Genomic DNA, 26,597 nt, shown 5'->3' on the forward strand with positions numbered 1-26,597 from the left:
CGGCCATGTGCGGACCGGGAGCCTCCGGGGTGCTGACGGGCCGTGGTCCATGTGGCTAACATCACGCCAACGCGGCTGTGCCGAGGCACAGTGACGCCCGTGGTCGCAGGTCCGCGGGGAGAGGTACGGCGGAGGTGCGAGATGCGGACGGACCGGGGCGTATTCGGTCGGAGACTGTTGGTCTGCGGCGTATCCACCGCCTGGAACACCGTCGGTGACGGCGAGTTCTTCTGCGCCGCCTGCGGCGGTGACCGCAACTACCGCCGCCGGACCGGCCGGCGCCGTTTCACCCTGCTCGGGGTCCCCCTGCTGCCGCGCGGTTCGGCCGGACCCGTCGTCGAATGCGCGGCCTGTCACGGCCACTTCGGGACGGACGTCCTCGACCACCCGACCACCGCCCGGTTCTCCGCGATGCTCCGGGACGCGGTCCACACCGTCGCCCTCGCCGTCCTCGCCTCCGGGGGCACCGGCTCCCGCCCGGTCCGCGAGACCGCCGTGGCCACCGTCCGCGCCGCCGGACTCCACGACTGTACGGAGGAGCAGCTCACCGGTCTCATCGAGGCGCTCGCCGCCGACACCGGCCGGTTCGTCAGCGACAGCGGGCCCTGCGGCGCCGCCCTCGCCATCGAACTCCACGAGGCCCTGGAGCCGCTGTCGCCCCATCTCGCCCCGGCGGGCCGGGAGTCCATCCTCCTCCAGGGCGCCCGGATCGCCCTCGCGGACGGCCCCTACACCCCCGCCGAACGGGAGGTGCTGACCACGGTCGGCACCGCGCTCCGGCTGCCGCCCGCCGATACGGCCCAGCTGCTGAGCACCGCCGCCCGTACCCCGTCCCCCTGATACCCCCGATCCGTCTGCCCTGGCGGCACCGGCGGCCCACCGGGTACGGGAGAATGGGCCCATGAGCCTCTTCCGCGACGAAGGCGTCGTCCTGCGCACTCAGAAGCTGGGCGAGGCCGACCGCATCATCAGCCTGCTGACGCGCGGGCACGGACGGGTGCGGGCCGTGGCGCGCGGGGTGCGGCGCACCAAATCGAAGTTCGGGGCCCGGCTGGAACCGTTCTCCCATGTCGATGTGCAGTTCTTCGCCCGCGGCAGCGAGCTGGTCGGCCGCGGACTGCCGCTCTGCACCCAGAGCGAGACGATCGCCCCCTACGGCGGCGCCATCGTCACCGACTACGCACGGTACACGGCGGGCACCGCCATGCTGGAGACCGCCGAACGGTTCACCGACCACGAGGGCGAGCCCGCGGTCCAGCAGTATCTGCTCCTGGTCGGCGGGCTGCGGGCGCTGGCCCGCGGCGAGCACGCCCCGCATCTCATCCTGGACGCGTTCCTGCTCCGCTCCCTCGCGGTGAACGGCTACGCGCCCAGTTTCAAGGACTGCGCCCGCTGCGGGCTCGACGGGCCCAACCGCTTCTTCTCGGTCGCCGCGGGCGGAGTGGTCTGCACCGACTGCCGGGTCCCGGGCAGTGTCGTACCGTCGGCCGAGGCCGTCGGTCTGCTCAGCGCGCTGCTGACCGGCGACTGGCCCGCGGCGGACGCCTGCGAGCCGCGGCACGTCAGGGAGGGCAGCGGACTGGTCTCCGCCTATCTGCACTGGCATCTGGAGCGGGGGCTGCGCTCCCTGCGGTACGTCGAGAAGGACGACCGGCGGGTGGGGGCGGCCGGCGGCCCGCAGTAGCCGCCGCCGCACGCGGCATGCCGTGCACAGCACCGCCGGCGCGGACAGCGCCGGCAACCACAACAACAGGTACCGCACGCACACAGGAGAAGTGAGAAGCCGCATGGCACGACGCGGAATCCTCGGCCGTAACCGCCGTGAGTACAAGGTCCCCGAGCCGCACCCGTCGGGTGCGCGGCCGCCGAAGATCCCCGGCGAGCTGGTGCCGAACCATGTGGCGATCGTGATGGACGGCAACGGCCGCTGGGCCAAGGAGCGCGGGCTGCCCCGCACCGAGGGCCACAAGGTCGGCGAGGGCGTAGTCCTCGACGTCCTCAAGGGCTGTCTGGAGATGGGTGTCGACAACCTCTCGCTGTACGCCTTCTCCACCGAGAACTGGAAGCGCTCCCCGGACGAGGTCCGCTTCCTGATGAACTTCAACCGGGACGTCATCCGCCGCCGCCGGGACGAGATGGACGAGCTGGGCATCCGGATCCGCTGGGTCGGCCGGATGCCGAAGATGTGGAAGTCGGTCGTCCAGGAGCTTCAGGTCGCCCAGGAGCAGACCAAGGACAACGACGCCATGACGCTCTACTTCTGCGTCAACTACGGCGGCCGTGCGGAGATCGCCGATGCCGCGCAGCGGGTCGCCCAAGAGGTGGCCGCGGGCCGGCTCGACCCGTCGAAGGTGAATGAGAAGACCCTCCGCAAGTATCTCTACTATCCGGATATGCCGGATGTGGACCTGTTCCTCCGGCCCAGTGGCGAGCAGCGCACCTCGAACTATCTGCTCTGGCAGAGCGCCTATGCCGAGCTGGTCTTCCAGGATGTCCTCTGGCCCGATTTCGACCGGCGCGACCTGTGGCGGGCCTGTCTGGAGTACGCCCGGCGGGACCGCCGCTTCGGCGGTGCCCAGCCCAATGCGGTCCCGCCCGAGGGCGCCGGACGGTCTGCCGGAACGACGTAGGCTGTCCGGTATGAGCGTGGAGCAGAGTGAGGGACGGCAGACGGCCGGGCCGACGGCGGTGGAGCTGTTCTACCTGCCGGGGTTGGCCGATGCCATCGGCGCCGTCAGGGCCAGGAACACCGCGGTCACCAGCCAGGCGCGGCGCTTCGCGGACGCCGTCGTCGCCCTGGTGCTGGTGGGGGCGGGGGCGCTGCTGCTGAGGGCCGGCGAGTACACACAGGTCGGCAGCGGGCTGATCGTGGCCGGGCTGATCGTGGGCGCGCTGATCCCGCTCCAGCCGTGGCTGGTCGGACGGCAGCTCGCGGCCGCACTGAAGACGTACGGGGAGACCCGCGCCGTCGTCGACATCACGGGCGTACGGTTCGTGGCCTCCGGGATCGACCAGTCCTTCGCCTGGCAGGCCTGGCCGCGCTACAAGGAGACCCCCGAGCTTTTCGTGCTGCTCAGCGCGGACCGGAAGTCCCTCGGGGTGGCCCTGCTGCCCAAGCGGGGCATCCTCGGGGAGGACGGCGAGGCCCGGCTCCGGGCCGTACTGGACGAGTGCTCCCTGCGGACCTGACCGGTCCGCCCGGGGGACCGGGACAGGGGAGAGGGCGGCGGGCCAACGGCTCGCCGCCCTCTCCCGTACGCGTCCTGAGGTGTTCCTGTGCGGGTCAGCCCTTGGCGGTCGGCCGGGCGGCGCACTCGGCGCAGGTGCCGAAGATCTCCACGGTGTGCGCCACATTGACATAGCCGTGCTGGGCCGCGACCGATTCGGCCCAGGTCTCCACCGCGGGGCCCTCGACCTCGACGGCCTTGCCGCAGACCCGGCAGACCAGATGGTGGTGGTGGTCGTCGGTGGAGCAGCGGCGGTAGACGGATTCGCCGTCGCTGGTGCGCAGGACATCGACCTCGCCCGCGTCCGCCAGGGACTGGAGGGTGCGGTAGACCGTGGTCAGGCCCACCGAATCACCGCGGTGCTTGAGCATGTCGTGCAGTTCCTGGGCGCTGCGGAACTCGTCCACCTCGTTGAGCGCGGACGCGACAGCGGCGCGCTGCCGGGTCGACCGGCCTCGTACGGGGGTGGTGTTTCCGCCGGATGGCGCCGTGGCCACAGGTGCCTCCTCGTTCGGCCGCACAACGTGTCACGGCCAATTCTGCCAGGCGCGGCGCCGCACTCGGCACCCTCGTCCCGGCGGGGCGCCCTGCCGACCCCGGAAGCCAACCTTCCGTTTCGCCGTGGGCGCCCGTCGCGCCGAGGTCCGCCGGGGGCCCGCCCGGTACGGAACGGCCGGTGCGGAACGCCTCGGCTTCAGACCGTGACATCGTCCCCCGCGGACCGTACGCCCGGCACCGGGACCGGGCATTCGGCGGTGACCACTGCCTCGGCCGCCTTCGCCCGCCGCCGGGCCACCGGCGCCGCCAGTGTGGTCAGCAGCAGGAAGACCCCGATCGCGAGCAGCACGATCGTCGCCCCGGGCGGTACGTCGCGGTAGTACGAGGTCGTGGTGCCCGCGAGGGACACGGTGACCCCGATCCCGACGGCCAGGGCGAAGGTCGCCTTGAAGGAGCGCGAGATCTGCTGGGCGGCGACCACCGGGACCACCATCAGCGCGCTGACCAGCAGCAGCCCCACGACCCGCATGGCGACCGAGACCGTGACCGCGGCCGTGACGGCGATCAGGAGGTTCAGCGCCCGTACCGGCAGGCCGGTGACCCGGGCGAACTCCTCGTCCTGGCTGACCGCGAAGAGCTGTCTGCGCAGACCCACCGAGACCAGCACCACAAAGGCGGCGAGCAGGGCGATGGCCGTCAGATCGGCATCGGAGACGGTGGAGAGCGAACCGAAGAGGAAGGAGCCGAGATCGGCCGTCGAGCCGGTGTCGGAGACGTTGATCAGCATCACTCCGCCCGCCATACCGCCGTAGAAGAGCAGGGCCAGGGCGATATCGCCGCGGGTGCGGCCGTACGCCCTGATCAGCTCCATGGTGACGGCACCGGCGACGGAGACCAGCGTCGCCATCCAGATGGGGTTGGTGGAGAGCAGGAAGCCGAGGCCCACACCGGTCATCGCGATATGGCCGATGCCGTCGCCCATCAGCGCCTGTCGGCGCTGGACGAGATAGACGCCGATCGCGGGGGCGGTGATGCCGACCAGCACGGCGGCGATCAGCGCCCGCTGCATAAACGCCGTTTCGAGGATTTCCATGGTCAGCTCAGCAGTCCGGTGCGGAGCGGCTCGTCGGCCGCGTGCGGATGTACGTGGTCGTGGCCGGGCAGCGCATGCTGGCCCACGGCCCGCGGGGGCGGCCCGTCGTGGACCACGCAGCCGTCGCGGAGCACGACGGCCCGGTCGATCAGCGGCTCCACCGCGCCCAGCTCGTGCAGCACGAGAAGCACGGTGGTGCCCGCGGCGACCTGGTCGCGCAGGGTGGCGGCGAGGACTTCCTGGCTGGCCAGGTCGACGCCGGCCATCGGCTCGTCCATGATCAGCAGCTCGGGTTCGGCGGCCAGCGCACGGGCGATCAGCACCCGCTGGTGCTGTCCGCCGGAGAGCGCCTCCACCGGGTCCCCGGCCCGGTCCGCGAGCCCGACCAGGCCGATCGCCCGGTCGATGGCGGCCCGGTCGGTGCGGGACAGCAGTCCGAACCGGGTCCGGGAGAGCCGTCCGGAGGAGACGACCTCGCGGATGGTCGCGGGCACCCCGCTCGCCGCGGTGGTCCGCTGGGGTACGTAGCCGACCCGGGCCCACTGGCGGAAGCGGCGCAGTTCGGTGCCGAAGAGTTCGGCCCGGCCCTCGGTGAGCGGCACCCGGCCGATCGCCGCGCGGACGGCGGTGGACTTGCCGGAGCCGTTGGCCCCGAGCAGGGCGACGACCTCGCCGCGGGCCACGGTCAGATCGACGCCGCGCAGCACGGGCCGGGAACCGAGGGCGGCACGGGCGCCGGTCAGGGCGACGGCGGGGGCGTCCGCGGAGTCGGGGGCGCTCATTTCGCCCCCAGGGCCGTTTTGAGGGCGGTGAGGTTGGCGTTCATCACCTCGAAGTAGTCCCGGCCCTTCGACTTCTCGGTGATGCCCTCCAGGGGGTCGAGGACATCGGTCCGGAGTCCGGTGTCACCGGCGAGGGTCTTCGCGGTCCGGTCGCTGGCGAGGGTCTCGAAGAAGACGGTGGTCACCCGGTCGCTCTTGGCGACGGTCTGCAGCTCCTTGATCCGGGCGGGGCTGGGCTCGGCCTCGGGGTCGATGCCGGCGATGCCCTCCTGCTTCAGCCCGTACCGCTCGGCGAGGTGGCCGAAGGCGGAGTGCGTGGTGACGAAGGTGCGGGTGGTGGTGTTCTTCAGGCCCTGCTCGAAGGAGGTGTGCAGCGCCTTCAGCTCGCCGGACAGCGCGGCGGCGTTCTTGCGGTAGTCCGCGGCGTGGTCGGGGTCGGCCTTGGCGAGTGCGGCGCCGACGCCTTCGGCGACCTGTGCGTACTTCAGCGGGTCCAGCCAGATATGCGGATCGCCGTCACCGTGCTCGTGGCCGTGCCCGTCGTCCTCCGCGCCCTGCTCGTGGCCGTGCCCGTCGCCCTCCGCGCCGTGGTCGTGACCGTGGTCGTCCTTCTCGGCGCCGTGGTCGTGGCCGTCGGCTTCGGCCTTCTCGGGGTGGAGCCCGGTGTCCGTGAGCTTTGCCGCGTCCGTCTTGTGGTCGATGTCCGTCTTCTCGATGGCGGTGTCGACGGCGGGCTGGACGCCCTTGAGGTAGAGGATGTAGCCCGCCTTCTCCAGCTGGGCGGCCTGGCGGGGCTTGAGTTCCAGATCGTGCGGCTCGACACCCGGCTTGGTCAGGGTGGAGACCTTCACATGATCGCCGCCGATCCGCTCGGCGAGGAACTGCATCGGATAGAACGACGCCACCACCTTGAGCTTTCCGTCCTCACGGCCGTCCGAGGCATCGGCGGTGGAGCAGGCCGACAGCGCGAGGAGTCCGAGGGCGGCGGCTCCCGCGGTGACGGCCGTGGGTATCAGGGGGCGTACGTTCATGACAGTCATTTTCAACAAATGTGGAAACGATTGTCAACAAGCTGGTTGTCGGATACATCGACGGGTCGATGGCAGGTCCACGGAAGAAGAGAGTCCGCTTCTCGTCGGGCCGCTGACCGCCCTCGATTTGATCCCGGGGGTGCGCACGCCGGTAATCTGAAGCATTCGCCGTTCGTCGCCGTCGTCTATGAAGAGAGCACCGTGGCCGCCGACAAGATCGACACCATCGTCAACCTGAGCAAGCGCCGTGGCTTCGTCTATCCCTGCAGTGAGATCTACGGCGGCCAGCGGGCCGCCTGGGACTACGGGCCGCTGGGTGTCGAGCTGAAGGAGAACATCAAGCGCCAGTGGTGGCGCTACATGGTCACCTCGCGGGAGGACGTCGTCGGTCTCGACTCGTCGGTCATCCTGGCGACCGAGGTCTGGGAGGCGTCCGGCCACGTCGCCACCTTCACCGACCCGCTCACCGAGTGCACCTCCTGCCACAAGCGGTTCCGCGCGGACCACCTGATCGAGGCGTACGAGGAGAAGCACTCCGGCAAGTCGCCCGAGAACGGCCTCGCGGACATCAACTGCCCGCACTGCGGCACCAAGGGCGCCTTCACGGACCCCAAGCAGTTCTCCGGTCTGCTCGCCACCCACCTCGGCCCCACCCAGGACTCGGGCTCGGTCGCCTATCTGCGTCCCGAGACCGCCCAGGGCATCTTCACCAACTTCGCCCAGGTCCAGCAGACCTCGCGCAAGAAGCCGCCGTTCGGCATCGCGCAGATGGGCAAGTCCTTCCGCAACGAGATCACGCCCGGCAACTTCATCTTCCGGACCCGTGAGTTCGAGCAGATGGAGATGGAGTTCTTCGTCAAGCCGGGCGAGGACGAGGAGTGGCAGCAGTACTGGATGGACCAGCGCTGGAACTGGTACACCGGGCTCGGCATGCGCGAGGAGAACATGCGCTGGTACGAGCACCCCAAGGAGAAGCTCTCCCACTACTCCAAGCGCACCGCCGACATCGAGTACCGCTTCCGGTTCGGCGGCAGCGAGTGGGGCGAGCTGGAGGGCGTCGCCAACCGCACCGACTACGACCTCTCCGCGCACTCCAAGGCCTCCGGCCACGACCTGTCGTACTTCGACCAGGAGGCCGGCGAACGCTGGACGCCGTATGTCATCGAGCCCGCCGCCGGTGTCGGCCGGACGATGCTCGCCTTCCTCCTCGACGCCTACAACGAGGACGAGGCGCCGAACGCCAAGGGCGTCATGGAGAAGCGGACCGTGCTCCGCCTCGACCCGCGCCTCGCCCCGGTGAAGGTCGCGGTGCTGCCGCTCTCCCGCAACCCGCAGCTCTCCCCGAAGGCCAAGGGCCTCGCCTCGGACCTGCGCCAGAACTGGAACATCGAGTTCGACGACGCGGGCGCCATCGGCCGCCGCTACCGCCGCCAGGACGAGATCGGCACCCCGTTCTGCGTCACCGTCGACTTCGACACCCTCGACGACAACGCGGTGACCGTGCGCGAGCGCGACACCATGAAGCAGGAGCGGGTCTCCCTCGACCGCATCCAGGCATATCTGGGCGAGCGTCTGCTGGGCTGCTGAGCCCCTGCCGGACGGGCCTTCGACGGCCGCCCGGCCGCGGAGCGCGACGACATCAGGAGGCCGGCCGGGCGGGCGCCCGGCCGGCCTCCGGCGCATCGGGCACCCCCTCTGCCGGCGCCTGCCCCGTACGGTACGGACGCCCGGCGCGCACGGGCCCGTACCGGTGCCAAAACGGGATGCGCTCCACGGACCGGGCCCGGTAACGTCCCGGGTATGTCTTCGTTCTTCCAGATCTACGAGTGAGCGCCCGGCGGCGGCACGGGCGGCGTCCGCCCCGCCTCCGCCTCCTTGCTGACGACCCCACAGTCAAGTCTCACCACGATGGGAGAACCCCATGGCCAAGAGCCGTAACAACCTTCTCGGTGTCGGCGGTCAGCGCCGCAAGCTGTCCCGCCAGGGACAGGAGGGCGTCGGCCCCGCCGGTCTCTCCGACCGCCGGGCGGCCGACGACCGCAAGACCGAGCTGCTGAACCGGATGCGGGCGCGGACCCAGGGCGCCGAAGGCCCCGAGGACGCCGCCGCCGACCGGAGCGCGCCGGAGACCCCCGGCCAGGACGGCTGACCGCTCCACCCGCCGAAATGCCCTGCGGCGCCCCGCCGAGCCGGCGGGGCGCCACAGGCGGCGGACGGCCCCGCACCGCGATGCCCGCGGTCCGGGGCCGTTCCCGTGCCCGGTGGCAGCCCCGCGCTCAGCCGGTGCGGGACGGTTCCTGGGACACCTCCGGCTCCTGGAGGCGCACCGCGCAGGCGAAGGCCGTGCGCCGGGCCCAGCTGCCGGTGGTCGCGGCGCCGACCAGCAGGACCAGGGCCCCGCAGACCGCGATGATCCACCAGGCCGGGCGGCTCGCGGCCAGGAACGCGTCCGTGCGCGCCGCGCTCTGCGTCACCGTGCCCAGACCGAGGGAGACGCCCGCCGCCAGCACCGTGCCGATCACCGCGACCCCGAGGGTCTGGCCGATCTGCCGGCTGGTCGAGGCCACCGCCGCCGCCACCCCCGCCTGCGACCGAGGCATCCCGGAGACCGCGGTATTGGTGATCGGCGCGTTCACCATGCCGAAGCCGAGACCGAACAGCACGTACCCGGTGAACAGCAGCGTGTTCGAGGTCTCCGCCTCGAACACGGCGAACAGCACCCCGCTCGCCGCCATCGCCGCTCCGGCGACCAGCAGCGGCAGCCGGGGCCCCAGGCTCCCCACCAGCCGGCCCGACAGCGGCGCGGCGACCAGCGTCACCGCGGCCATCGGCAGCATGTAGAGCCCGGCGTGCAGGGCGTCGTAGCCGCGGACCTCCTGGAGGTAGAGCGTGTTCATGAAGAGGAAGCCGCCGAGGGCCGCGAAGGCCGCGATCGCGATGACCGTGGCCCCGCTGAACGGCGCGCTGCGGAAGAACCGGAGGTCGATCAGCGGCTCCCGGCGACGGGGCTCGTAGAAGAGCACACCCAGCAGCGCCAGGGCAGCGACCACCCCGGCCACCGGGTCCGTCTCGATGATCGCGTACGTCAGCGAGCCCAGCAGCACGATGATCAGCACCTGGCCCACCGGGTCCGCGCGCCGCGGTTTCGGAGCCCGGGACTCCTGGACGTACCGCCAGGTCAGCAGGAGCGCCAGCAGACCGACGGGGATATTGACCCAGAAGACCGAACGCCAGCCGACCGAGTCCACCAGCAGACCGCCCACCAGCGGTCCCGCGGCCATGGAGATGCCGACGACCCCGCCCCAGACCCCGATCGCGCGGGCCCGCTCGGCGGGATCGGTGAAGGTGTTGGTGATGATCGACATGGCCACCGGGTTGAGCATCGAACCGCCGACCGCCTGCACCATCCGGAAGACCACCAGCAGTTCCAGGCTGGGGGCGAGCGAACACAGGGCCGAGCCCAGGGTGAACAGCACCAGGCCCGCCATGAAGACCCGGCGGCGCCCGATCCGGTCCGCGGTCGACCCGGCGAGCATCAGCAGCGATGCCAGCACCAGCGTGTAGGCGTCGATGGCCCACTGGAGGCCGGAGACGGAGGCGCCCAGCTCACGGCCGATCGACGGCAGCGCCACATTGAGGATGGTGTTGTCGAGGCTGACGATCAGCAGACTCATACAGCAGATGCCCAGGACGAGCAGGCGCCGCCGCGATGTGAGCTGGGACACAGACATATGTCGATAGTACGGTTAACTAATAAAGCCTGTCCTCGTGCGCTGCGCCATACGCGACAATGGACGGATGACCACGCTCGCCACGCCCTCCGCCGTCACGCCCCCCGCCGCCCCGGCGCCGGCGGCCCCCGCGGCCGCGGCCGCCGCGACGCTCACCATCGGCCCGCACGCGGTGCGCCCGCCGGTGGTGCTCGCCCCGATGGCCGGGATCACCAACGCCCCCTTCCGGACGCTGTGCCGGGAGTTCAGCGGCGGCAAGGGCCTCTTCGTGAGCGAGATGATTACCACCCGGGCGCTGGTCGAGCGGAACGACAAGACCATGCAGCTCATCCACTTCGACGCCACCGAGACGCCCCGCTCCATCCAGCTGTACGGAGTCGACCCGGTCACCGTCGGCAAGGCGGTCCGGATGATCGTGGACGAGGACCTCGCCGACCATATCGACCTCAACTTCGGCTGCCCGGTTCCCAAGGTCACCCGCAAGGGCGGCGGCTCGGCCCTGCCCTACAAGCGGCCGCTGCTCCGGGCGATCCTGCACGAGGCCGTCGGCAACGCGGGTGCCCTGCCGGTGACCATGAAGATGCGCAAGGGCATCGACGACGGCCATCTGACCTATCTGGACGCCGGCCGGATCGCCGTCGACGAGGGCGTCACCGCCATCGCCCTGCACGGCCGGACGGCCGCCCAGCACTACGGCGGCACCGCCGACTGGGACGCCATCGCCCGGCTCAAGGAGCACGTCCCCGAGATCCCGGTCCTCGGCAACGGCGATATCTGGTCCGCCAGCGACGCGCTGCGGATGGTCCGCGAGACCGGCTGCGACGGTGTCGTGGTCGGCCGCGGCTGTCTGGGCCGGCCGTGGCTCTTCCGCGATCTGGTCTCCGCCTTCGAGGGCGGTACGGAGCGGGTGACGCCGACCCTGCGCGAGGTGGCCGCGGTGATGCGGCGCCACGCCGAACTGCTGGGGGAGTGGATCGGGGACGAGTCCCGTGGCGTCATCGACTTCCGCAAGCACGTCGCCTGGTATCTGAAGGGCTTCTCGGTCGGCTCCGAGATGCGCAAGCGGCTCGCGATCACCTCCTCGCTGGCGGAACTCGACGAACAGCTCGGGCTGCTCGCCCTCGACCAGCCGTGGCCCGAGGGCGCGGACGGGCCGCGCGGGCGGACCTCCGGGAACAACCGGGTGGTGCTTCCGGACGGCTGGCTGAAGGACCCGTACGACTGTGCGGGCGTCGCCGCCGACGCGGAGCTGGACACCTCCGGCGGCTGACGCCTCCCCCGTTCCGAAACGCCCGTCGCCCCTGTGGCGGCGGGCGTTCTGCTGCGTCCGGATGGTGGAAACACCGGGTCGCCCGCTGCGTGATTCTCGCCACCCTTGAGAGGGGCTCTGCTCGGATGAGCGCTTTAAGGGCGGTTGCAGAACTCGGAAGGGTGGCACGGAGTGCCACCCCGGCTGTGTTCGACCTCTTGCGTCTTTCGTCACCCTCCGTCGATTTCATGGCAGCCCAAGGCTGCCGAACGCGGTGATGTGTTCAAGCTCTGAAGGGGGAGGGTAAAGCCGTCTACCCGTCAGTTCACTTTCGATCCGGTGGCGGACGAGTGGTTACAGCCGTATGACGGCCAAGTGGACATACCCAGACGCCTTCGATCTGGGTATGTTCCTCGCCGTCAGGGCAGCCACCGAGCCTCGAAGGGTCGAGAGCCGTGTCGGAAATCAGAGACCTCCCCGATCAGACGTCCGATCAGAAGTTCGTCTACGCCTTCACCGAGGGCAACAAGGACCTCAAGGACCTGCTCGGTGGCAAGGGCGCCAACCTCGCCGAGATGACCAACCTCGGGCTGCCCGTCCCTCCGGGCTTCACCATCACCACCGAGGCGTGCAAGGCGTACCTCGACAGCGGTGACGAGCCGGCCGCCCTCAGGTCCGAGGTGAGTGCGCACCTCGAAGCCCTGGAGCGGCGGATGGGCAAGCGGCTCGGCGAGCCCGGCGACCCCCTCCTGGTCTCGGTCCGCTCCGGCGCCAAGTTCTCCATGCCCGGCATGATGGACACCGTCCTCAATATCGGACTCTCCGACGCCTCCGTGACCGGACTCGCCCAGCAGGCGGGCGACGAGCGGTTCGCCTGGGACTCGTACCGCCGGCTCATCCAGATGTTCGGCCGGACCGTACTCGGCGTCGACGGCGAACTCTTCGAGGAGGCGCTGGAGGAGGCCAAGGAGTCCAAGGGCGTCACCGTCGACACCGATCTCGACGCGGCCGATCTGAAGCAGCTGGTCAAGCGGTTCAAGAAGATCGTCAAGGCCGAGGCCGGACGGGACTTCCCGCAGGACCCGCGGGAGCAGATGGACCTCGCGATCAAGGCCGTCTTCGCCTCGTGGAACGGTGACCGGGCCCGGCTCTACCGCCGTCAGGAGCGCATCCCCAACGATCTGGGCACCGCCGTCAACGTCTGCTCCATGGTCTTCGGCAACCTCGGCCCCGACTCCGGCACCGGAGTCGCCTTCACCCGCGACCCCGCCAGCGGCCAGCAGGGCGTCTACGGCGACTACCTCCAGAACGCCCAGGGCGAGGACGTGGTCGCGGGCATCCGCAACACCGTGCCGCTGGCCGAGCTGGAGAACATCGACAAGGCGTCGTACGACCAGCTGATGCAGATCATGGAGGTGCTGGAGAACCACTACCTCGACCTCTGCGATATCGAGTTCACCATCGAGCGCGGAAAGCTGTGGATGCTCCAGACCCGGGTCGGCAAGCGCACCGCGGGTGCCGCCTTCCGGATCGCCACCCAGCTCGTCGACCAGGGGCTGATCGACGAGGCCGAGGCCCTGATGCGGGTCAACGGAGCCCAGCTCGCGCAGCTGATGTTCCCCCGCTTCGACGAGGACGCCCCGGTCGAGCTGCTGGGGCGCGGGATCGCCGCCTCGCCGGGCGCCGCGGTCGGCAAGGCCGTCTTCGACTCGTACACCGCCGTGAAATGGTCCCGCTCCGGCGAGAAGGTCATCCTCATCCGCCGCGAGACCAACCCCGACGACCTCGACGGGATGATCGCGGCCGAGGGCATCCTCACCTCCCGCGGCGGGAAGACCTCGCACGCGGCCGTCGTGGCCCGCGGGATGGGCAAGACCTGTGTCTGCGGCGCCGAGGACCTGGAGGTCGACACCAAGCGGCGGCGGATGACCGTCGGCGGCACCGTGGTGGAGGAGGGCGATCTGGTCTCCGTCGACGGCTCCACCGGCAAGGTGTACCTCGGTGAGGTGCCGGTTGTGCCGTCCCCGGTCGTCGAGTACTTCGAGGGCCGGATGCACGCGGGCGCCGACGACGCGGACGAACTGGTCGCCGCCGTGCACCGGATCATGGCGTACGCGGACCGGGTGCGCCGGCTGCGGGTCCGGGCCAACGCCGACAACGCCGAGGACGCGCTGCGGGCCCGGCGGTTCGGCGCCCAGGGGATCGGCCTCTGCCGTACCGAGCACATGTTCCTCGGCGAGCGGCGCGAGATGGTCGAGCGGCTGATCCTCGCCGACCACGACGAGGAGCGGGCCGAGGCCCTGGAGAAGCTGCTGCCGCTCCAGAAGAAGGACTTCGTCGAGCTGTTCGAGGCGATGGACGGACTGCCGGTGACGGTACGGCTGCTCGACCCGCCGCTGCACGAGTTCCTCCCCGATATCACCGAACTGTCGGTACGGGTGGCGCTGGCCGAGGCCCGCAAGGACCACAACGAGAACGATCTGCGGCTGCTCCAGGCCGTCCACCGGCTGCACGAGCAGAACCCGATGCTGGGGCTGCGCGGGGTCCGGCTCGGTCTGGTGATCCCCGGTCTCTTCGCGATGCAGGTACGGGCGATCGCCGAGGCCGCGGCCGCCCGCAAGGACGCCAAGGGCGATCCGCGCGCCGAGATCATGATCCCGCTGGTCGGTACGGTCCAGGAGCTGGAGATCGTCCGCGACGAGGCCGAGGCCGTGATCGCCGAGGTCGAGGCGGCCACCGGGACCCGGCTGAAGCTGGCGCTCGGCACCATGATCGAACTGCCGCGGGCGGCGCTGACCGCCGCTCAGATCGCGGAGGCCGCCGAGTTCTTCAGCTTCGGCACCAACGACCTCACCCAGACGGTGTGGGGCTTCTCACGCGACGACGTGGAGGCGAGCTTCTTCACCGCCTACCTGGAGAAGGGCATCTTCGGGGTCTCGCCGTTCGAGACCATCGACCAGGACGGCGTCGGCTCCCTGGTCCGGAGCGCGGTGGCGGCCGGCCGGGCCACCCGGCCCGGCCTCAAACTCGGGGTCTGCGGGGAGCACGGCGGCGACCCGGAGTCGGTGCACTTCTTCCACGAGGTGGGCCTCGACTACGTGTCCTGTTCACCCTTCCGGATCCCGGTGGCCCGGCTGGAGGCCGGACGGGCGGCCGTCGAGTCCCGGGGCAGCGATTCGCGCTGACCTTCGAACTCCGGGGTCGCCGCAGTCCGTACCCCATCCCTCAACGGGCGGCGGCGGCCCCGGAACCCAGAACGGAAGGAGCGGGCGCCTTGTGCGGGGCGCCCGCTCCTTCGCTGCTTACTCGGCTCTTCTGTGCAACTCCGGTTTCGCGCAGTCGTCGGCTGATTGCGCGACTTCCATAATGTGGTTGCTGAATTCACCTCTGCAGCCCCGTCCGTTAACGAACGGAAGTCGGGATTCCGCCCCTCGGACACGGGCGGGGCGCGGCCCGTGGATCCCCATCCCCGGGCCGCGCCCCATTACCCCGGCCGGACAGGGAGCCGCACCTTCTGTCACCCGCCGCCGGACAGTGCAAAGCCCCCCACGGTCTTCGCAGCGTCCATCGGAGACAGAAGGAACCTGCCCGACGCGGTACAGCCTTTCGGTTGGCACCCGTCCCGGGCGAGGCTTTTCAACTCTGGCTGAAACTCCGTGGTAACCGGTTGTGATGGTGTGCATACTCAGTGGTAGGGGGCGATTGCTCATGCAACAGTGGGGGTTCAGTGCTCCGTATCCATTTCACCGGTGACGATCTGGCCAGAGTGAGAATGGCAGCGAAACCGGATGTCCTGTGGGAAACGATTCTTAGTTTTCACCGATTGAGAGAGCGCCGACGTGCGGTGATGTTCGGGGAATGGCGATCGGAAACCCGGTCCAGGTTGAATGGTGAAACAAGCCTGCTGGCGGCTGTGGTGCCGCCGAGGGGCTATTTTCCGGACTTTCTGACCCCGTCGGAAGCGGGCGGCGGCCTGGAATCCGGCCTCGCGGCGATACGCGGGACCGAACCGGCTCGACTTCATTCCGAACTGACTCTCGCTTCAGCATCCCGTGCATCCGCCCGTGCAGGCGGCCGTGCACCGGGGGCCGGGCCCGGACCTGTGGCGAGGGCCGGGGCGGCCGCGGAGCGGGCCCAGGCGCCCCCGGCGGCCGTCCCCGCCCCGGCTCCCGCGGTCGCCGCCCTCGCGGAGGGGCGGCCCGCCCCCATGTCCCGGCTGCTGACCACGATCCGCAGCTACTACCGGGCCGCGGTCGAGCCGTACTGGCCGCAGATTCAGGCCAGGGTCGAAGCCGACCGCGCGGTCCGCGGCCGGGCGCTGCTCGACGGGGGAGCCGCCGAACTCCTCTGCTCGCTGCCGCCCGTGTTCCGCTGGCGCCAGCCGGTGCTGGAAGCCGACTACCCCGTCGACCGCGAACTCCGCCTCGACGGCCGCGGACTCCTGCTCCAGCCGTCGTTCTTCTGCCGGGACACCCCCGTCGTACTGCGCGATTCGGCGCTGCCGCCGGTTCTCGTCTACCCCGTCGACCACCCGCCCGACCCGGTCTTCGGCGAGACCGCCACCGCGCTCGCCCCCTCGCTGGGGCGGCTGGTCGGCCACACCCGGTCCGCGGTCCTCCAGGCCATCCAGTACGGCTGCACCACCAGCGAACTGGCCCGCAGGGCGGGCGTCTCCCTGGCCTCGGCGAGTCAGCATGCGGCGGTCCTGCGGGAGGCGGGGCTCGTCCTCACCCTCCGGCACGGGAACGCCGTCCTCCACACCCTCACCCCGCTGGGCGCGGCCCTGCTGCGGGGCGGCGCTCCGGCGGAGGCGCCGACCGCGGGCTGAGCGCCGGAGCGCGGTTGCGGGGACCGGTGGCGGGGCGGCCGCCCCGTCCGGGCGGGCGCGGACCGGCCCGGAGGCGCGGTGGACGACCGCTGCCCTGCGGCCCCGGCTGCCGGTGCCGACCCCGCGGACGAGCGGCCGTCCGCGGTGCCCCGGGGTCGTACCGCCGCCTTTCTGCTGCTTCTCCGCTCCGTGCCGCTCCGTGCCGCTTCCGTGCCGCTTCCGTACGGCGGAACGACAGCGCCGGGGACCCTTCAGTCCCCGGCGCCGCACGGCAGGTGCGGACCCGGCACATTCCGGAGAGGACGGCCTACGCCTCGTCCGTCCGGCCGGGACACTGCTCCGGGTTCGCCAGGCGGAACCGCAGCCGGCAGATCACCGCCTCCGTGTCCCGGCGCACCGCATGCGCCAGCACCGCGCCCCGCTGGTTCTGGAGCACCCGCTGCCACCACCGGTCCGGCTCCACCTCCGGAATCAGTACAGTGACCCGGGTGTTCGGGTGGTACTTGTAGACCCGCCGGACGTACTCCGACACCGGCCGCCCTATCCTGCGGTGCTCCGAGTGCAGCTCCACCAGATCGACCCCCGGGTTCCACAGCTCCCAGTCCCGGCGCAGCGCCCGCGCCGCCTCCCGGTCCTCCGGGTCCATATGGGTGACGGTCACCGCCCGCACCTCGTCGCCGAGGGACACCGCCGCGTTCACCGCCTCGCAGGTCAGCCGGGACAGATGCGATACGGGGACGATGACCAGCGACCGGTCCCGGTGCGGCGCCTCCGGCACCCGGCCCAGGCCGATCCGCTCGTCGATCCGCCCGTACGCCCGGTGCACCCGCTCGAAGAGCACCACCAGCGCGGGCAGCGCGATCACGATCAGCCAGGCGCCCTCGGTGAACTTGGTCGCGGTGACGACGAGCGCGCTCACCCCCGTCAGCACCGCCCCGAGCCCGTTGAGCAGCGCCTTCCGGGCCCACCCCGGCGCCCGCCCGGTCCGCCAGTGGATCACCATCCCGGCCTGGCAGATGGTGAAGCCCACGAAGACCCCGATCGCGAAGAGCGGTACGAGGGTGTTGGTGTCGCCCCCGGAGAAGAGGAGCAGCAGCGCGGCAACGGCGGCCAGTGCCACCACACCGTGCCGGTGGACCTCCCGGTCGGCCTTCAGCCGGAAGACGTGCGGCAGATAGTTGTCCCTGGCGAGCAGCGACATCAGCACCGGCAGCCCGCCGAAGGAGGTGTTGGCGGCCAGGGCCAGCAGTACGACCGTGGCGAACTGGACGACGTAGAAGCCCCAGTTGTGGCCCAGTGAGGCATCGGCGAGCTGCGCCAGTACGGTCACGCCCTCGACCGGCTGGAGATGGAACCGGCCGATCAGGATCGACAGACCGATCAGCATCACCCCCAGCAGCGCGCCGAGCGCGATCTCCGTGTGCTGGGCCCGCCGCGCGGCGGGGGCGCGGAACGACGGCACCGCGTTGGCGACCGCCTCCACCCCCGTCAGCGCCGAACAGCCCGAGGCGAACGCCTTGAGCAGCAGCAGCGCGCCGACGGTAGTCGTGTTCTCGCCCAGTACCGAGGCGTGTCCGGCGGCTGCCTCCGTGGACACCGGGGCGCTGCGGAACAGCCCGGCCACGATCAGCGTGAGGATGGACCCGACGAAGACCGCGGTCGGCAGGATGAACGCCTTCGCGGAGTTCACGATGCCCCGCAGATTGACCGCGGTGACCAGGACCAGCACCCCCAGGCAGAGCGGCAGCCGGTCGTCGTAGAGGGAGGGGAAGGCCGAGGTGAGGGCCGCGACCCCGGCCGTCACGGAGACCGCGACGTTCAGGACGTAGTCGAGGACGAGCGAAGCCGCCGCCGTCAACGAGGTGCGCCGCCCCAGATGGCGGCGGGCCACCGCGTACGATCCGCCGCCGTCCGGGAAGGCGGCGATGACCTGCCGGTACGAGGCCACCAGAACGACCAGCAGCGCGGCGATCGCGAGCGTCACCGGCAGGGTGTAGCCGAGGCCGGCGGACCCGGCCACCGCGAGGACCAGGACGATGGCCTCCGGCCCGTACGCCACCGACGCCATCGCGTCCAGGGAGAGCGCGGCCAGCCCCTGGAGCGCGGTCAGCTTGTGCCGGTCCTGCCGGTCGCGGAGGAGCCCGGGGGCAGGTTCCGGCCCGCTGTCCGGCCACGGGGGACCGTCCGGCGCCGGGCCGCCCGCCGGGCTCCCGGCCGGACCGCGCGGTGTGGAAATACTGGTCATCGAGCTGGTCCCCCTCCTGAGACGGCACCCGGAAACGGGCCGACCCCAGAGTGAGGGCGCCGATTTCCCGTCATGGGCCGTCTTGTCGTGTCTCTTGCGCCCGGACGACCGGTCTTCACGGGATGTTGACGCGGTGCGTACGGAAATCGTCAGTGAGGCCGCGGGGACGGGGACGGAAGGCCCCGGCGGCCCTACCCTCCGGCCATGGGAACTCACGCCCCGGACGGTGGGCCGGGGGAACACGGGAAGCACACGGTGACCGGATCCGGCGGACCCGGATCCGGCGATGTCGTCGCCGAGGACCGCGGATGGACCCGTGACCTGTGGGCGGCGGCCTTCTGCGCCCTCGCCCTGCTGGTCCTGCTGCATATCGTCGACCTGGGCGCCGGAACCCTCGACGCGGCGCGATCCGCGCTCTGGTCGGGGCTCGCGGCGCTGCTCTTCGCCGTTCTGTATCCGCCCCGGGTGACGGTCGGTCACGACTGGCTGGCGGTCCGCGGACTGCTGCGCGAGCAGCGCGTCCACACCCATCTGCTGACCCGGATATCGCGCCGCGAAGGCATCGCGCAGCGGGTCGTCCTGCGGGACGCGACCGGCCGCCGGGTGGAGATCGACCCGATCACCCTCGCCGAGAACCCGCTGATCTGGCACGAGATCGACCGGGGCGCGCGCCGCTCGCGGGAGAGCGGACTGCTTTGTACCGGCACCCGGGTACTGGACGGGCTGCGCAGCCGCATGGACGACATCGAGACGGAGCGGGCCCGCGCGGTCTTCGAGGCGTCCGGGCTGCGCTGAACCCTGAGCCCCCGGCCCTTCCCCGTGTCCCCGGGGGAGGGCCGGGATACAGTGGCCGTCCCGTGCCCGGGAACCACGGCCCCGCCGGCCGCCCGGCTGCGGGACCGGACGCCGCTGTGGAGGAACAAGGAGGTGAGCCCGATTTCCGCTGTGAAGGACCGGGTGCTCCTCCCGTACGGCCGGACGACGGCCGGGACGGCCCACCGGCTGAGGTGAGAGCCGTGGAGCGCCCTTCGGACCCCCGGAAGGCCCCGCCATGCCGTTCTCTCCCTCTTCTTCTCCTTCCTCCTCTCCCCTTCGGGGTACGGACCCCGGGCCGGTCGTGGCCCGGCTCCGCGCGGCCGGCTGTGTCTTCGCCGAGGACGAGGCCGCCCTGCTGATCTCCGCCGCCGAGACCCCCGCACGGCTCGACGCCATGGTCGGGCTGCGGGCCGCGGGACGCCCGCTGGAGCACATCGTCGGCTGGGCCGAGTTCGCCGGGCTGCGGATCTCCGTGGACCCGGGGGTGTTCGTGCCCCGGCGCCGTACGGAGTTCCTCGTCCGGCGGGCCGTCGCCCTCGCCCCGCCCCGGCCCGTCGTCGCCGATCTCTGCTGCGGCTCCGGTGCGCTGGGCGCCGCGCTGGCCGCCGGGGTCACGGGCGTGGAACTCCACGCGGCCGATATCGACCCGGCCGCCGTCGCCTGCGCCCGCCGCAATGTGCTGCCGTTCGGCGGCCGGGTGTACGAGGGCGACCTCTATGCCCCGCTTCCGGCCGGGCTGCGGGGGCGCGTCGACGTGCTGCTGGCCAATGTGCCGTACGTGCCCACGGAGGAGATCGGCCTGCTGCCCGCCGAGGCCCGGGAGCACGAGGCCCGGACCGCCCTGGACGGCGGCGCCGACGGACTCGACGTACTGCGGCGGGTCGCCGCCGGGGCGGCCGGGTGGCTCGCGCCCGGCGGCCGGCTGCTCTTCGAGACCGGGGAGCGGCAGGCCGCACGGGCCCGGGACATCGTCGCGGACGCGGGGCTGGTCCCGGACGTGGCGCACTCCGACACCTGGTGGGCGACGGTCGTCACGGGGACGCGCGCCACCGGAACCAGCGTCACACCTTCCTGACCCCGATGAGATGGGCGTAGGCGACGACATTGCCCCGGTAGCCGCCGGACTTCTTGTCGAAGCCGCCGCCGCAGGTGATGACGCGGAGTCCGGCGCGGTCCTCGGGGCCGTACACCTTGCTGTCGGGGAAGGCGTCGGCCTCGTACACCTCGATGGCGTCGATGGTGAACACCGCCACCTGCCGGTCGGCCCGGACGATTTCGATCCGGTGGCCCTTCGCCAGGGCGCCCAGGGCGTAGAGGACGGCCGGGCCGCTCGCGTTGTCGACATGGCCCGCGACGACGGACGTGCCCTTCGAGCCCGGCGGGGTGCCGTCCCGGAACCAGCCCACCAGATTCCGGTTCTCCGCGGGCGGTACGTCGAGACTGCCGTCCCGGCCGAGACCCAGCCCGATGAACGGGGCGTCGACGTCGATATCGGGAATCCGGAACCGCAGCGGCTGGGAGGGTGGCAGGGGGTCGGCGGCGGCGTCCGTATGGAACCTGGGGCCCGCCGCGAAGGCCTGGGCGGCGGACGGGACGGGCGGGGTCACGGTCCGTGAGCCGTCGTGGACGAGCCACAGCCCGGCGCAGACGGCGGCGGCCAGACACCACCCCTTGGCCTTGGAGCTCAACGGTCCTCCACGGTGCGGTCACAACGGCCGGGGGAGTCGGAGCTGTCCCCCGTTCCCGCCGGACGCACCGGCGGGAACGGGGGACAGGTGGGGCGGGCCCGTCAGCTGCCCTGCGCGCCTCTCGCCCGACGACGCAGCAGCAGCGTCCCGCCGACGGCGGCAGCGGCCAGTACGGCCGTGCCCGCCGCAATCCGGGTGGTGTCCGGGCCCACGCTGCCGCCGAGCCCGGTCCGCACATGACCGCTGGGCTGCTCGCGGCGCGATCCGCCCTGGTCCTCACTGTTGCCCCGGTGCCTTATCACCACGTCACCGGAGCTGCGCTTGCCGTTCTTGCACCGCACCTCGACGCGGTAGCTCCCGGCCTCGATACCGCTGGGCACCCGGAACTCACCGACCACGGAGTCCTTGTGCGACCCGGGCGACAGATGGAACTCGTCCACCCCGAGCGCCCGGGCGTCACCCGTGCCGTGCCCGTCCCGTCCGCAGGCCGTGGTGTTGACGGTGATCGTGCTCCCGGGTTCGGCGGTGGAGGGGAAGACCTCCAGCGACCCGTGGTCCCCGGCGGCGTACGCTCCCACGGCACCGAAGCCGAGTCCTGTGGTCGCAACGGCCAGCGCGGCACTGGTCAGCAGGCGGGCGGTGGTGCGCATGGTCTCCTCCGGGGAGCGAGGGGGCCCTGTGGGGCCTCGGGTCCGTCCCCTCCGAGATAAGTCCCACCCGGCCGGCCACGCCTGCTGAAACCTCGTCAGATCGGCCCCGACCACTCGGCGTGTCGCCCTGGACACCAGAGGTTCCCGCAGGTCGGAGCGGTATCCCCGAGGGCGACCCGGGGCGCGCCGAACGGGTGACGGGCGGCCGGGGAGGACCGGTCAGCCGGCGCCGAGCCCGGCGGTGTCGAGTTCGAACCCGAAAGGCTCGGGGATCCGCAGCGGTTTGCCGAAGGGCTTCGTCGTCCGGGACCGGTAGCCCTGGGGGGAGGGGTCCCAGAAGGCTGTGATCTCCTCGGCCTGCATGTCCAGGACGAGATAGACGGGGACCACACGCCCGTACACCTCCAGCTTGTCCTGCCAGTCCGCGTCCCGGGTCGAGACGGAGGTGAGTTCGGCCACCAGGGACAGCGCCTCGCCGTCGGCATGCCGCCCCTCGGCGTCGAACGCCCGCTCGTCGGCGATGTGCAGATCGGGTCCGAAGGCCCGGCGGGAGTGGGGGAAGACGAAGAGGAAGGGTGAGGTGTCCGCGTCGTGCCCCTCGGGCGCGTGTGCCCCGAGCTGCTGCCTCAGCAGCTTCATCGGCCGCTTGTAGCGCAGCCTCGACCACGGTGACACGACGATCTTCCCCCGGATGAGTTCGGCCTTGTAGCCGTCAGGCGTGTCGAGTTCCTCCACGGTCCGGAGCAGCCCGGCGAAGCTCGCGATGTCCTCGCCGTCCCGGGTCGTTTCGGCGGATGAGGCGTCCGTCGGCGCAGGCCGTTCCGTCATGGTGGTCACGGTAGCTTTCCGTACCCGTGCGCGCAGGTGCGCGGGTTGCACATCAGGCGACCGGTCCGGGGCGGCGGCCGGGACGAGCACCGCCTCACCCGGACGGGTGAGCCGCGGCAGTTGACCTCAATCAAACTTGAGGTTGCACTCTCTGGTGCATGGACATCACCACGCAACCACAGAAACACGACCGTTCCGGCACCCGGACCGCGGAGCCGATGAGGCTGGCCGTCATCCTGGGGAGCAACCGGCACGGCCGGTTCGGGCCGGTCATCGCCGACTGGTTCCTGGAACACACCGCGGTCCGCTCCGACTTCACCACCGAGGTCGTCGACGTCGCCGCGACCGACCTGCCCACCTCCTTCGAACCCGCGGCGCACGAGGGCGCCCGCGCGGTGGCGGCGAGCCTGGCCGCCGCCGACGCCTTCATCGTGGTCACCCCCGAGTTCAACCACTCCTACCCCGCCGCCCTGAAGAATCTCATCGACTGGCACGGCCCCGAGTGGTATGCCAAACCCGTCGCCTTCGTCTCCTACGGCGGGGTCTCCGGCGGACTGCGCGCCGTCGAGCATCTGCGGCAGGTCTTCGCCGAACTGCATGCCACCACCGTCCGCTCCACCGTCTCCTTCGCCGACGCCCACACCCACTTCGACGCGGAGGGCCGCCACCGCGACCCCGAGCGCTGCGACGCCGCCGCCAAGGGGATGCTGGACCAGCTCGCGTGGTGGGCGCGGGCGCTGAAGGAGGCCAGAGCCGTACAGCCGTACGCCGCCTGACACCGCCGGGCCCGGGCCGAGGCGCGCGAACCCGGCAACGCCCGGCGGGCAAGCCCTACGCCCGGCGCCCCAGCAGCGCCAGCAGCCGGGTCTGGTGGCTGTCGCCCGGCGGGGGCTCCACCGGTGGGGCGAACAGGCCCGTCTGCGAGAGCTGCGCCGCGTACGGGGTGACCTCCTCCAGTGCGAAGGCCACCAGATCGTCCGGGAGCCGCTCGGGCGCGCCGATCGCCCGGGACAGGTCCCAGGCGTGGACCACCGCGTCCGTCGTCATCTGGGCGCAGTACGCCGGCGCCGGGGTCTCCCCGTACGACAGGGTCACCGTCCGCTCCAGGGCGCCCGGCGCGGCGAACGCCCGCCGGGCCGCCCGCGCCGCCGAGTCCCAGACGGCCCGCGGATCGCTGCCGAGTACGTCGCCTTCGTAGGCGTCGCCCACCTCCGCGATCGTGGCACCGCCCGTCACCAGGTCCGGCACCCACAGCTGTTCGGCCGTGAGGTGGTTGACGAGATCCCGGACCGACCACTCGGTGCACGGCGTCGGCTCGCCCCACTGGTCGGGCCGCACGGCGTGGACCCGTTCCGTGAAGAGTGCCAGCGCCGCGGAGTGCCGGGCGAGCAGGGTGGACATGTCCTGTTCCATGTTGGGCATGCGCCCACTGTCGCGCGGCGGCGGGGACGACGCGAGCGTGTGCCCGCGTGTCCCGTCAGGGTCCGCCCGGTCAGCGACCGGCGGCGGCCAGCGCCTCCCGCACGCCCCGCTCCTCGGCGCCCAGGAAACGCGGGTCCGGCCGGAGCAGGGTGTCCAGCGCCGCCTTGCCCGAGGCGGCCAGATCGCGCACCTCACCGTGGTACCAGGTCGCATCGCGCCGTTCGGACACCCCGATCCCGTACGCCTCGATCCCGGCGGAGCCGCAGAGCGCGAGGGCCCGGCGGATATGGAAACCCTGGGTGACCAGCACCGCCCGGTCCACCCCGAAGATCTTCTTGGCCCGGACACAGGAGTCCCAGGTGTCGAAGCCCGCGTAGTCGCTGACGATCCGGCCGTCCGGCACCCCCTGCCCGGTCAGATACGTCCGCATCGCATCGGGCTCGTCGTAGTCCACCCGGCTGTTGTCCCCCGTGACCAGGACGACCTTCACCTTGCCCGTCCGGTACAGCTCGGCCGCCGCGTCCAGCCGGTGCGCCAGATACGGCGTCGGCCTGCCGTCCCACAGCCCGGCACCGAAGACCACCGCCACATCCTGCGCCGGTACGTCCGCGACCGTACGGACCCGGTCACCGGCCGACAGGTGCAGCCATGTCGTCGGCGCCAGGGCGAGCACGGCCCCCGCCATCACCACCCGCACCAGCCGCCGCCGCCCCCGGCGCGACCGGGGCAGCCGCGGCCGCAGCGCCGCTGCGCCGGACCCGACCCGCCCCGGCACCCGCTCCCGCAGTCGGGTCAGCAGCCCGCGCAGTGAACCTTTCATGCCAGGTCAGACGCATGAACACCCGTTCCGGTTCGCCCGGCGGCCGGAATCGGCACCGGCCCGGGGCGCCCGCCGTCACCGGCTACGGCTACGGTCGGGGCATGGACGGCACCACCGGCAGCACACCGAACGGGCCCGCGCCCTCCTCGCGGAACCTCCCGCACCCCCATGCGTACGGCCACCCCGCCGCCCCGGGATCCGGCGAGGCGCACGAGCACCCCGGCTCCCGCAGCGGCAGCGGCAGCGGCATGGGCAGCGGCGGCGACGACGTGTACGGATACGACGAGACCGCCACCGCCCGCTGGGCCCCCGAGCCCGACAAACGCCCGGGCCGGACCGCCTTCCAGCGCGACCGCGCCCGCGTACTGCACTCCGCCGCCCTGCGCCGGCTGGCGGGAAAGACCCAGGTCGTCACCCCCGGCACCCGCAACCAGGCCTGGGACGCCAGCCCCCGCACCCGGCTCACGCACTCCCTGGAATGCGCCCAGGTCGGCCGGGAGCTGGGCGCCGCCCTCGGCTGCGACCCCGATCTCGTCGAGGCCGCCTGCCTCGCCCACGACCTCGGCCATCCCCCCTTCGGCCACAACGGCGAGGTGGCGCTCAACGAGGTCGCCCGGGACTGCGGCGGCTTCGAGGGCAACGCCCAGTCGCTCCGGCTGCTCACCCGGATCGAACCCAAACGGTTCCTCACCCGCGCCGACAGCGCCCCCGTCAGCGTCGGACTCAACCTGACCCGCGCCGCCCTCGACGCCGCCACCAAGTACCCCTGGCCGCTCGGCGGCCACCCCTTCGACCCCGGCTCCGGCAAATTCGGGGTCTACGAGGACGATCTGCCCGTCTTCTCCTGGGTCCGCGACGGCGCCCCCCGGCACCGCCGCTGCTTCGAAGCCCAGGTCATGGACTGGTCCGACGACGTCGCCTACTCGGTCCACGACTTCGAGGACGGGCTCCACGCCGGGCACATCGACCCCAATCTGCTGCTCGCCGAGCCGGAGCGGGCCGAGATCTGGCGGGTCGCCCTCGGCCGCTACGTCCCCGCCGACACCGACCCCGAGGAGCTGGCCGAAGCCCTCGACCGGCTCCTCGACCAGGACTGGTGGCCCCACCACTACGACGGCTCCGCTCCGGCCCAGGCCCGCCTCAAGGACGCCACCAGCCAGCTCATCGGCCGCTTCTGCCTGGCCGCCGAGGGCGCCACCCGGCAGGCGTACGGCACCGGCCGGCTCACCCGCTACGCCGCCGAACTCGTCGTCCCGCGCGCCACCCGCAACGAATGCGCCGTTCTCAAGGCCGTCGCCGACCGCTATGTGATGCAGCGCGCCGAGCAGGAGGCGATCCGGGCCGAGCAGCGCATCGTCGTCGCCGAACTGGCCGAGGCGCTGGCCCGGCGCGCCCCCGACGCCCTCGACCCCCAGTTCCGCGCCCTCTTCGACGCCGCGCCCGACGACCGGGCGCGCGGTCGGGTGATTGTGGATCAGATCGCCGCCCTCACCGATGCCTCGGCGGTGACCCTGCACGCCCAGCTCACAGCCCACCGCTGACCTCGCGGGCACCCCCGGGCGGGGGAGTGGGCCGAGACACGCCCGGCGCACTCCCTCTTCCGCCGTTCCGCTCCGTGCGGGACGCTCGCACCAGGCTGCGCAGCGTGCAGAGCGGGCGGCGGCCGGCGACGCGGAAGCACAAGAGGAG

The 26,597-nt window shown here is 71.8% G+C and carries 24 protein-coding genes; 13 read left to right on the forward strand and 11 right to left on the reverse strand.

All coding sequences use genetic code 11. The features are described from left to right. Nucleotides 1-141: 141 nt before the first annotated feature. The 4 genes from ACIQ9E_RS20620 (at nt 142) to ACIQ9E_RS20635 (ending at nt 3,189) form a co-directional block, all read left to right on the forward strand. Entirely contained in the window at nt 142-840 is a 699-nt protein-coding gene (locus ACIQ9E_RS20620) for a TerB family tellurite resistance protein (RefSeq protein ID WP_403709008.1), read from the forward strand. A 61-nt stretch (nt 841-901) separates the two neighbouring features. Next, nucleotides 902-1,684: a DNA repair protein RecO gene (recO, locus tag ACIQ9E_RS20625; protein ID WP_403709010.1), complete on the forward strand. Its 783-nt coding sequence runs from the start codon at nt 902-904 to the stop codon at nt 1,682-1,684. A gap of 103 nt (nt 1,685-1,787) precedes the next feature. Continuing rightward, complete coding sequence (locus ACIQ9E_RS20630; protein ID WP_403709012.1) at nt 1,788-2,630, forward strand: isoprenyl transferase; 843 nt, start codon at nt 1,788-1,790, stop codon at nt 2,628-2,630. A 10-nt stretch (nt 2,631-2,640) separates the two neighbouring features. Continuing rightward, the gene (locus ACIQ9E_RS20635; protein ID WP_403709014.1) at nt 2,641-3,189 is read left to right on the forward strand and encodes a hypothetical protein; all 549 of its coding nucleotides are present in this window, start codon (nt 2,641-2,643) and stop codon (nt 3,187-3,189) included. A gap of 94 nt (nt 3,190-3,283) precedes the next feature. Here ACIQ9E_RS20635 and ACIQ9E_RS20640 read toward each other — a convergent pair whose 3' ends face one another. The 4 genes from ACIQ9E_RS20640 to ACIQ9E_RS20655 all read right to left on the reverse strand — a co-directional run bounded on the left by ACIQ9E_RS20640 (nt 3,284) and on the right by ACIQ9E_RS20655 (nt 6,631). Next, on the reverse strand, nt 3,284-3,724 hold the full coding sequence (locus ACIQ9E_RS20640) for a Fur family transcriptional regulator (RefSeq protein ID WP_403709016.1): 441 nt from the start codon (nt 3,722-3,724) through the stop codon (nt 3,284-3,286). 197 nt (nt 3,725-3,921) lie between these two features. Beyond that, nucleotides 3,922-4,818, reverse strand: a complete 897-nt coding sequence (locus ACIQ9E_RS20645; protein ID WP_403709018.1) for a metal ABC transporter permease — start codon at nt 4,816-4,818, stop codon at nt 3,922-3,924. A gap of 2 nt (nt 4,819-4,820) precedes the next feature. After that, nucleotides 4,821-5,600 (reverse strand): metal ABC transporter ATP-binding protein, encoded by a 780-nt coding sequence (locus tag ACIQ9E_RS20650; protein ID WP_403709020.1) that lies wholly within the window; start codon nt 5,598-5,600, stop codon nt 4,821-4,823. Continuing rightward, complete coding sequence (locus ACIQ9E_RS20655) at nt 5,597-6,631, reverse strand: metal ABC transporter substrate-binding protein (RefSeq protein ID WP_403709022.1); 1,035 nt, start codon at nt 6,629-6,631, stop codon at nt 5,597-5,599. Before ACIQ9E_RS20655 ends, ACIQ9E_RS20650 begins: the two co-directional genes overlap by 4 nt. A 201-nt stretch (nt 6,632-6,832) precedes the next feature. Between ACIQ9E_RS20655 and ACIQ9E_RS20660 the strand changes: the two genes are divergently transcribed. Next, nucleotides 6,833-8,218, forward strand: coding sequence for a glycine--tRNA ligase (locus tag ACIQ9E_RS20660; protein ID WP_366255382.1), 1,386 nt, complete (start codon nt 6,833-6,835; stop codon nt 8,216-8,218). Between the two features lie 334 nt (nt 8,219-8,552). Then, nucleotides 8,553-8,780 carry a DUF6243 family protein gene (locus ACIQ9E_RS20665; RefSeq protein WP_403709025.1) on the forward strand — a complete coding sequence of 76 codons (228 nt, stop codon included), beginning with the start codon at nt 8,553-8,555 and terminating at the stop codon, nt 8,778-8,780. Nucleotides 8,781-8,907: 127 nt separating this feature from the next. On the opposite strand, the gene ACIQ9E_RS20670 is transcribed toward ACIQ9E_RS20665, so the two are convergent. Further along, nucleotides 8,908-10,362 (reverse strand): MFS transporter, encoded by a 1,455-nt coding sequence (locus tag ACIQ9E_RS20670; RefSeq protein WP_403709027.1) that lies wholly within the window; start codon nt 10,360-10,362, stop codon nt 8,908-8,910. A gap of 67 nt (nt 10,363-10,429) precedes the next feature. Here ACIQ9E_RS20670 and dusB point away from each other — a divergent pair, with 67 nt between their 5' ends. From dusB to ACIQ9E_RS20685, 3 genes are all read left to right on the forward strand, one after another. After that, nucleotides 10,430-11,632: a tRNA dihydrouridine synthase DusB gene (dusB, locus tag ACIQ9E_RS20675; RefSeq protein WP_403709029.1), complete on the forward strand. Its 1,203-nt coding sequence runs from the start codon at nt 10,430-10,432 to the stop codon at nt 11,630-11,632. 443 nt (nt 11,633-12,075) lie between these two features. Continuing rightward, nucleotides 12,076-14,796: a pyruvate, phosphate dikinase gene (gene ppdK / locus ACIQ9E_RS20680; protein WP_403709379.1), complete on the forward strand. Its 2,721-nt coding sequence runs from the start codon at nt 12,076-12,078 to the stop codon at nt 14,794-14,796. Between the two features lie 542 nt (nt 14,797-15,338). Next, nucleotides 15,339-16,439 carry an ArsR/SmtB family transcription factor gene (locus ACIQ9E_RS20685; RefSeq protein WP_403709031.1) on the forward strand — a complete coding sequence of 367 codons (1,101 nt, stop codon included), beginning with the start codon at nt 15,339-15,341 and terminating at the stop codon, nt 16,437-16,439. A gap of 307 nt (nt 16,440-16,746) precedes the next feature. On the opposite strand, the gene ACIQ9E_RS20690 is transcribed toward ACIQ9E_RS20685, so the two are convergent. Further along, the gene (locus ACIQ9E_RS20690) at nt 16,747-18,684 is read right to left on the reverse strand and encodes an APC family permease (protein ID WP_403709033.1); all 1,938 of its coding nucleotides are present in this window, start codon (nt 18,682-18,684) and stop codon (nt 16,747-16,749) included. A 204-nt stretch (nt 18,685-18,888) separates the two neighbouring features. On the opposite strand from ACIQ9E_RS20690, the gene ACIQ9E_RS20695 reads away from it, so the two are divergent. Together ACIQ9E_RS20695 and ACIQ9E_RS20700 are read left to right on the forward strand one after the other, a co-directional pair. Further along, nucleotides 18,889-19,479, forward strand: a complete 591-nt coding sequence (locus ACIQ9E_RS20695) for a hypothetical protein (RefSeq protein WP_403709035.1) — start codon at nt 18,889-18,891, stop codon at nt 19,477-19,479. A gap of 256 nt (nt 19,480-19,735) precedes the next feature. After that, entirely contained in the window at nt 19,736-20,575 is an 840-nt protein-coding gene (locus ACIQ9E_RS20700; protein ID WP_403709037.1) for a putative protein N(5)-glutamine methyltransferase, read from the forward strand. On the opposite strand, the gene ACIQ9E_RS20705 is transcribed toward ACIQ9E_RS20700, so the two are convergent. The 3 genes from ACIQ9E_RS20705 to ACIQ9E_RS20715 form a co-directional block, all read right to left on the reverse strand. Beyond that, the gene (locus ACIQ9E_RS20705) at nt 20,562-21,188 is read right to left on the reverse strand and encodes a class F sortase (protein WP_403709039.1); all 627 of its coding nucleotides are present in this window, start codon (nt 21,186-21,188) and stop codon (nt 20,562-20,564) included. The genes ACIQ9E_RS20700 and ACIQ9E_RS20705 overlap by 14 nt on opposite strands. Before the next feature lie 101 nt (nt 21,189-21,289). Continuing rightward, the gene (locus ACIQ9E_RS20710; RefSeq protein WP_403709041.1) at nt 21,290-21,838 is read right to left on the reverse strand and encodes a hypothetical protein; all 549 of its coding nucleotides are present in this window, start codon (nt 21,836-21,838) and stop codon (nt 21,290-21,292) included. A gap of 219 nt (nt 21,839-22,057) precedes the next feature. Beyond that, nucleotides 22,058-22,666, reverse strand: coding sequence for a Uma2 family endonuclease (locus ACIQ9E_RS20715; protein WP_403709043.1), 609 nt, complete (start codon nt 22,664-22,666; stop codon nt 22,058-22,060). A gap of 158 nt (nt 22,667-22,824) precedes the next feature. Between ACIQ9E_RS20715 and ACIQ9E_RS20720 the strand changes: the two genes are divergently transcribed. After that, nucleotides 22,825-23,442 (forward strand): NADPH-dependent FMN reductase, encoded by a 618-nt coding sequence (locus tag ACIQ9E_RS20720; RefSeq protein WP_403709045.1) that lies wholly within the window; start codon nt 22,825-22,827, stop codon nt 23,440-23,442. A 55-nt stretch (nt 23,443-23,497) separates the two neighbouring features. Here the strand turns inward: ACIQ9E_RS20720 and ACIQ9E_RS20725 are convergent, their stop codons facing one another. Next, complete coding sequence (locus tag ACIQ9E_RS20725) at nt 23,498-24,079, reverse strand: TIGR03086 family metal-binding protein (RefSeq protein WP_403709381.1); 582 nt, start codon at nt 24,077-24,079, stop codon at nt 23,498-23,500. 79 nt (nt 24,080-24,158) lie between these two features. Beyond that, entirely contained in the window at nt 24,159-24,908 is a 750-nt protein-coding gene (locus tag ACIQ9E_RS20730) for a vancomycin high temperature exclusion protein (RefSeq protein ID WP_403709047.1), read from the reverse strand. 248 nt (nt 24,909-25,156) lie between these two features. On the opposite strand from ACIQ9E_RS20730, the gene ACIQ9E_RS20735 reads away from it, so the two are divergent. Further along, a complete protein-coding gene (locus ACIQ9E_RS20735) occupies nt 25,157-26,449 on the forward strand; it encodes a deoxyguanosinetriphosphate triphosphohydrolase (protein ID WP_403709383.1) in 1,293 nt (430 codons plus the stop codon). Nucleotides 26,450-26,597: the final 148 nt, after the last annotated feature.

Source organism: Streptomyces sp. NPDC094448 (genome assembly GCF_044763775.1).
Classification (GTDB): domain Bacteria; phylum Actinomycetota; class Actinomycetes; order Streptomycetales; family Streptomycetaceae; genus Streptomyces.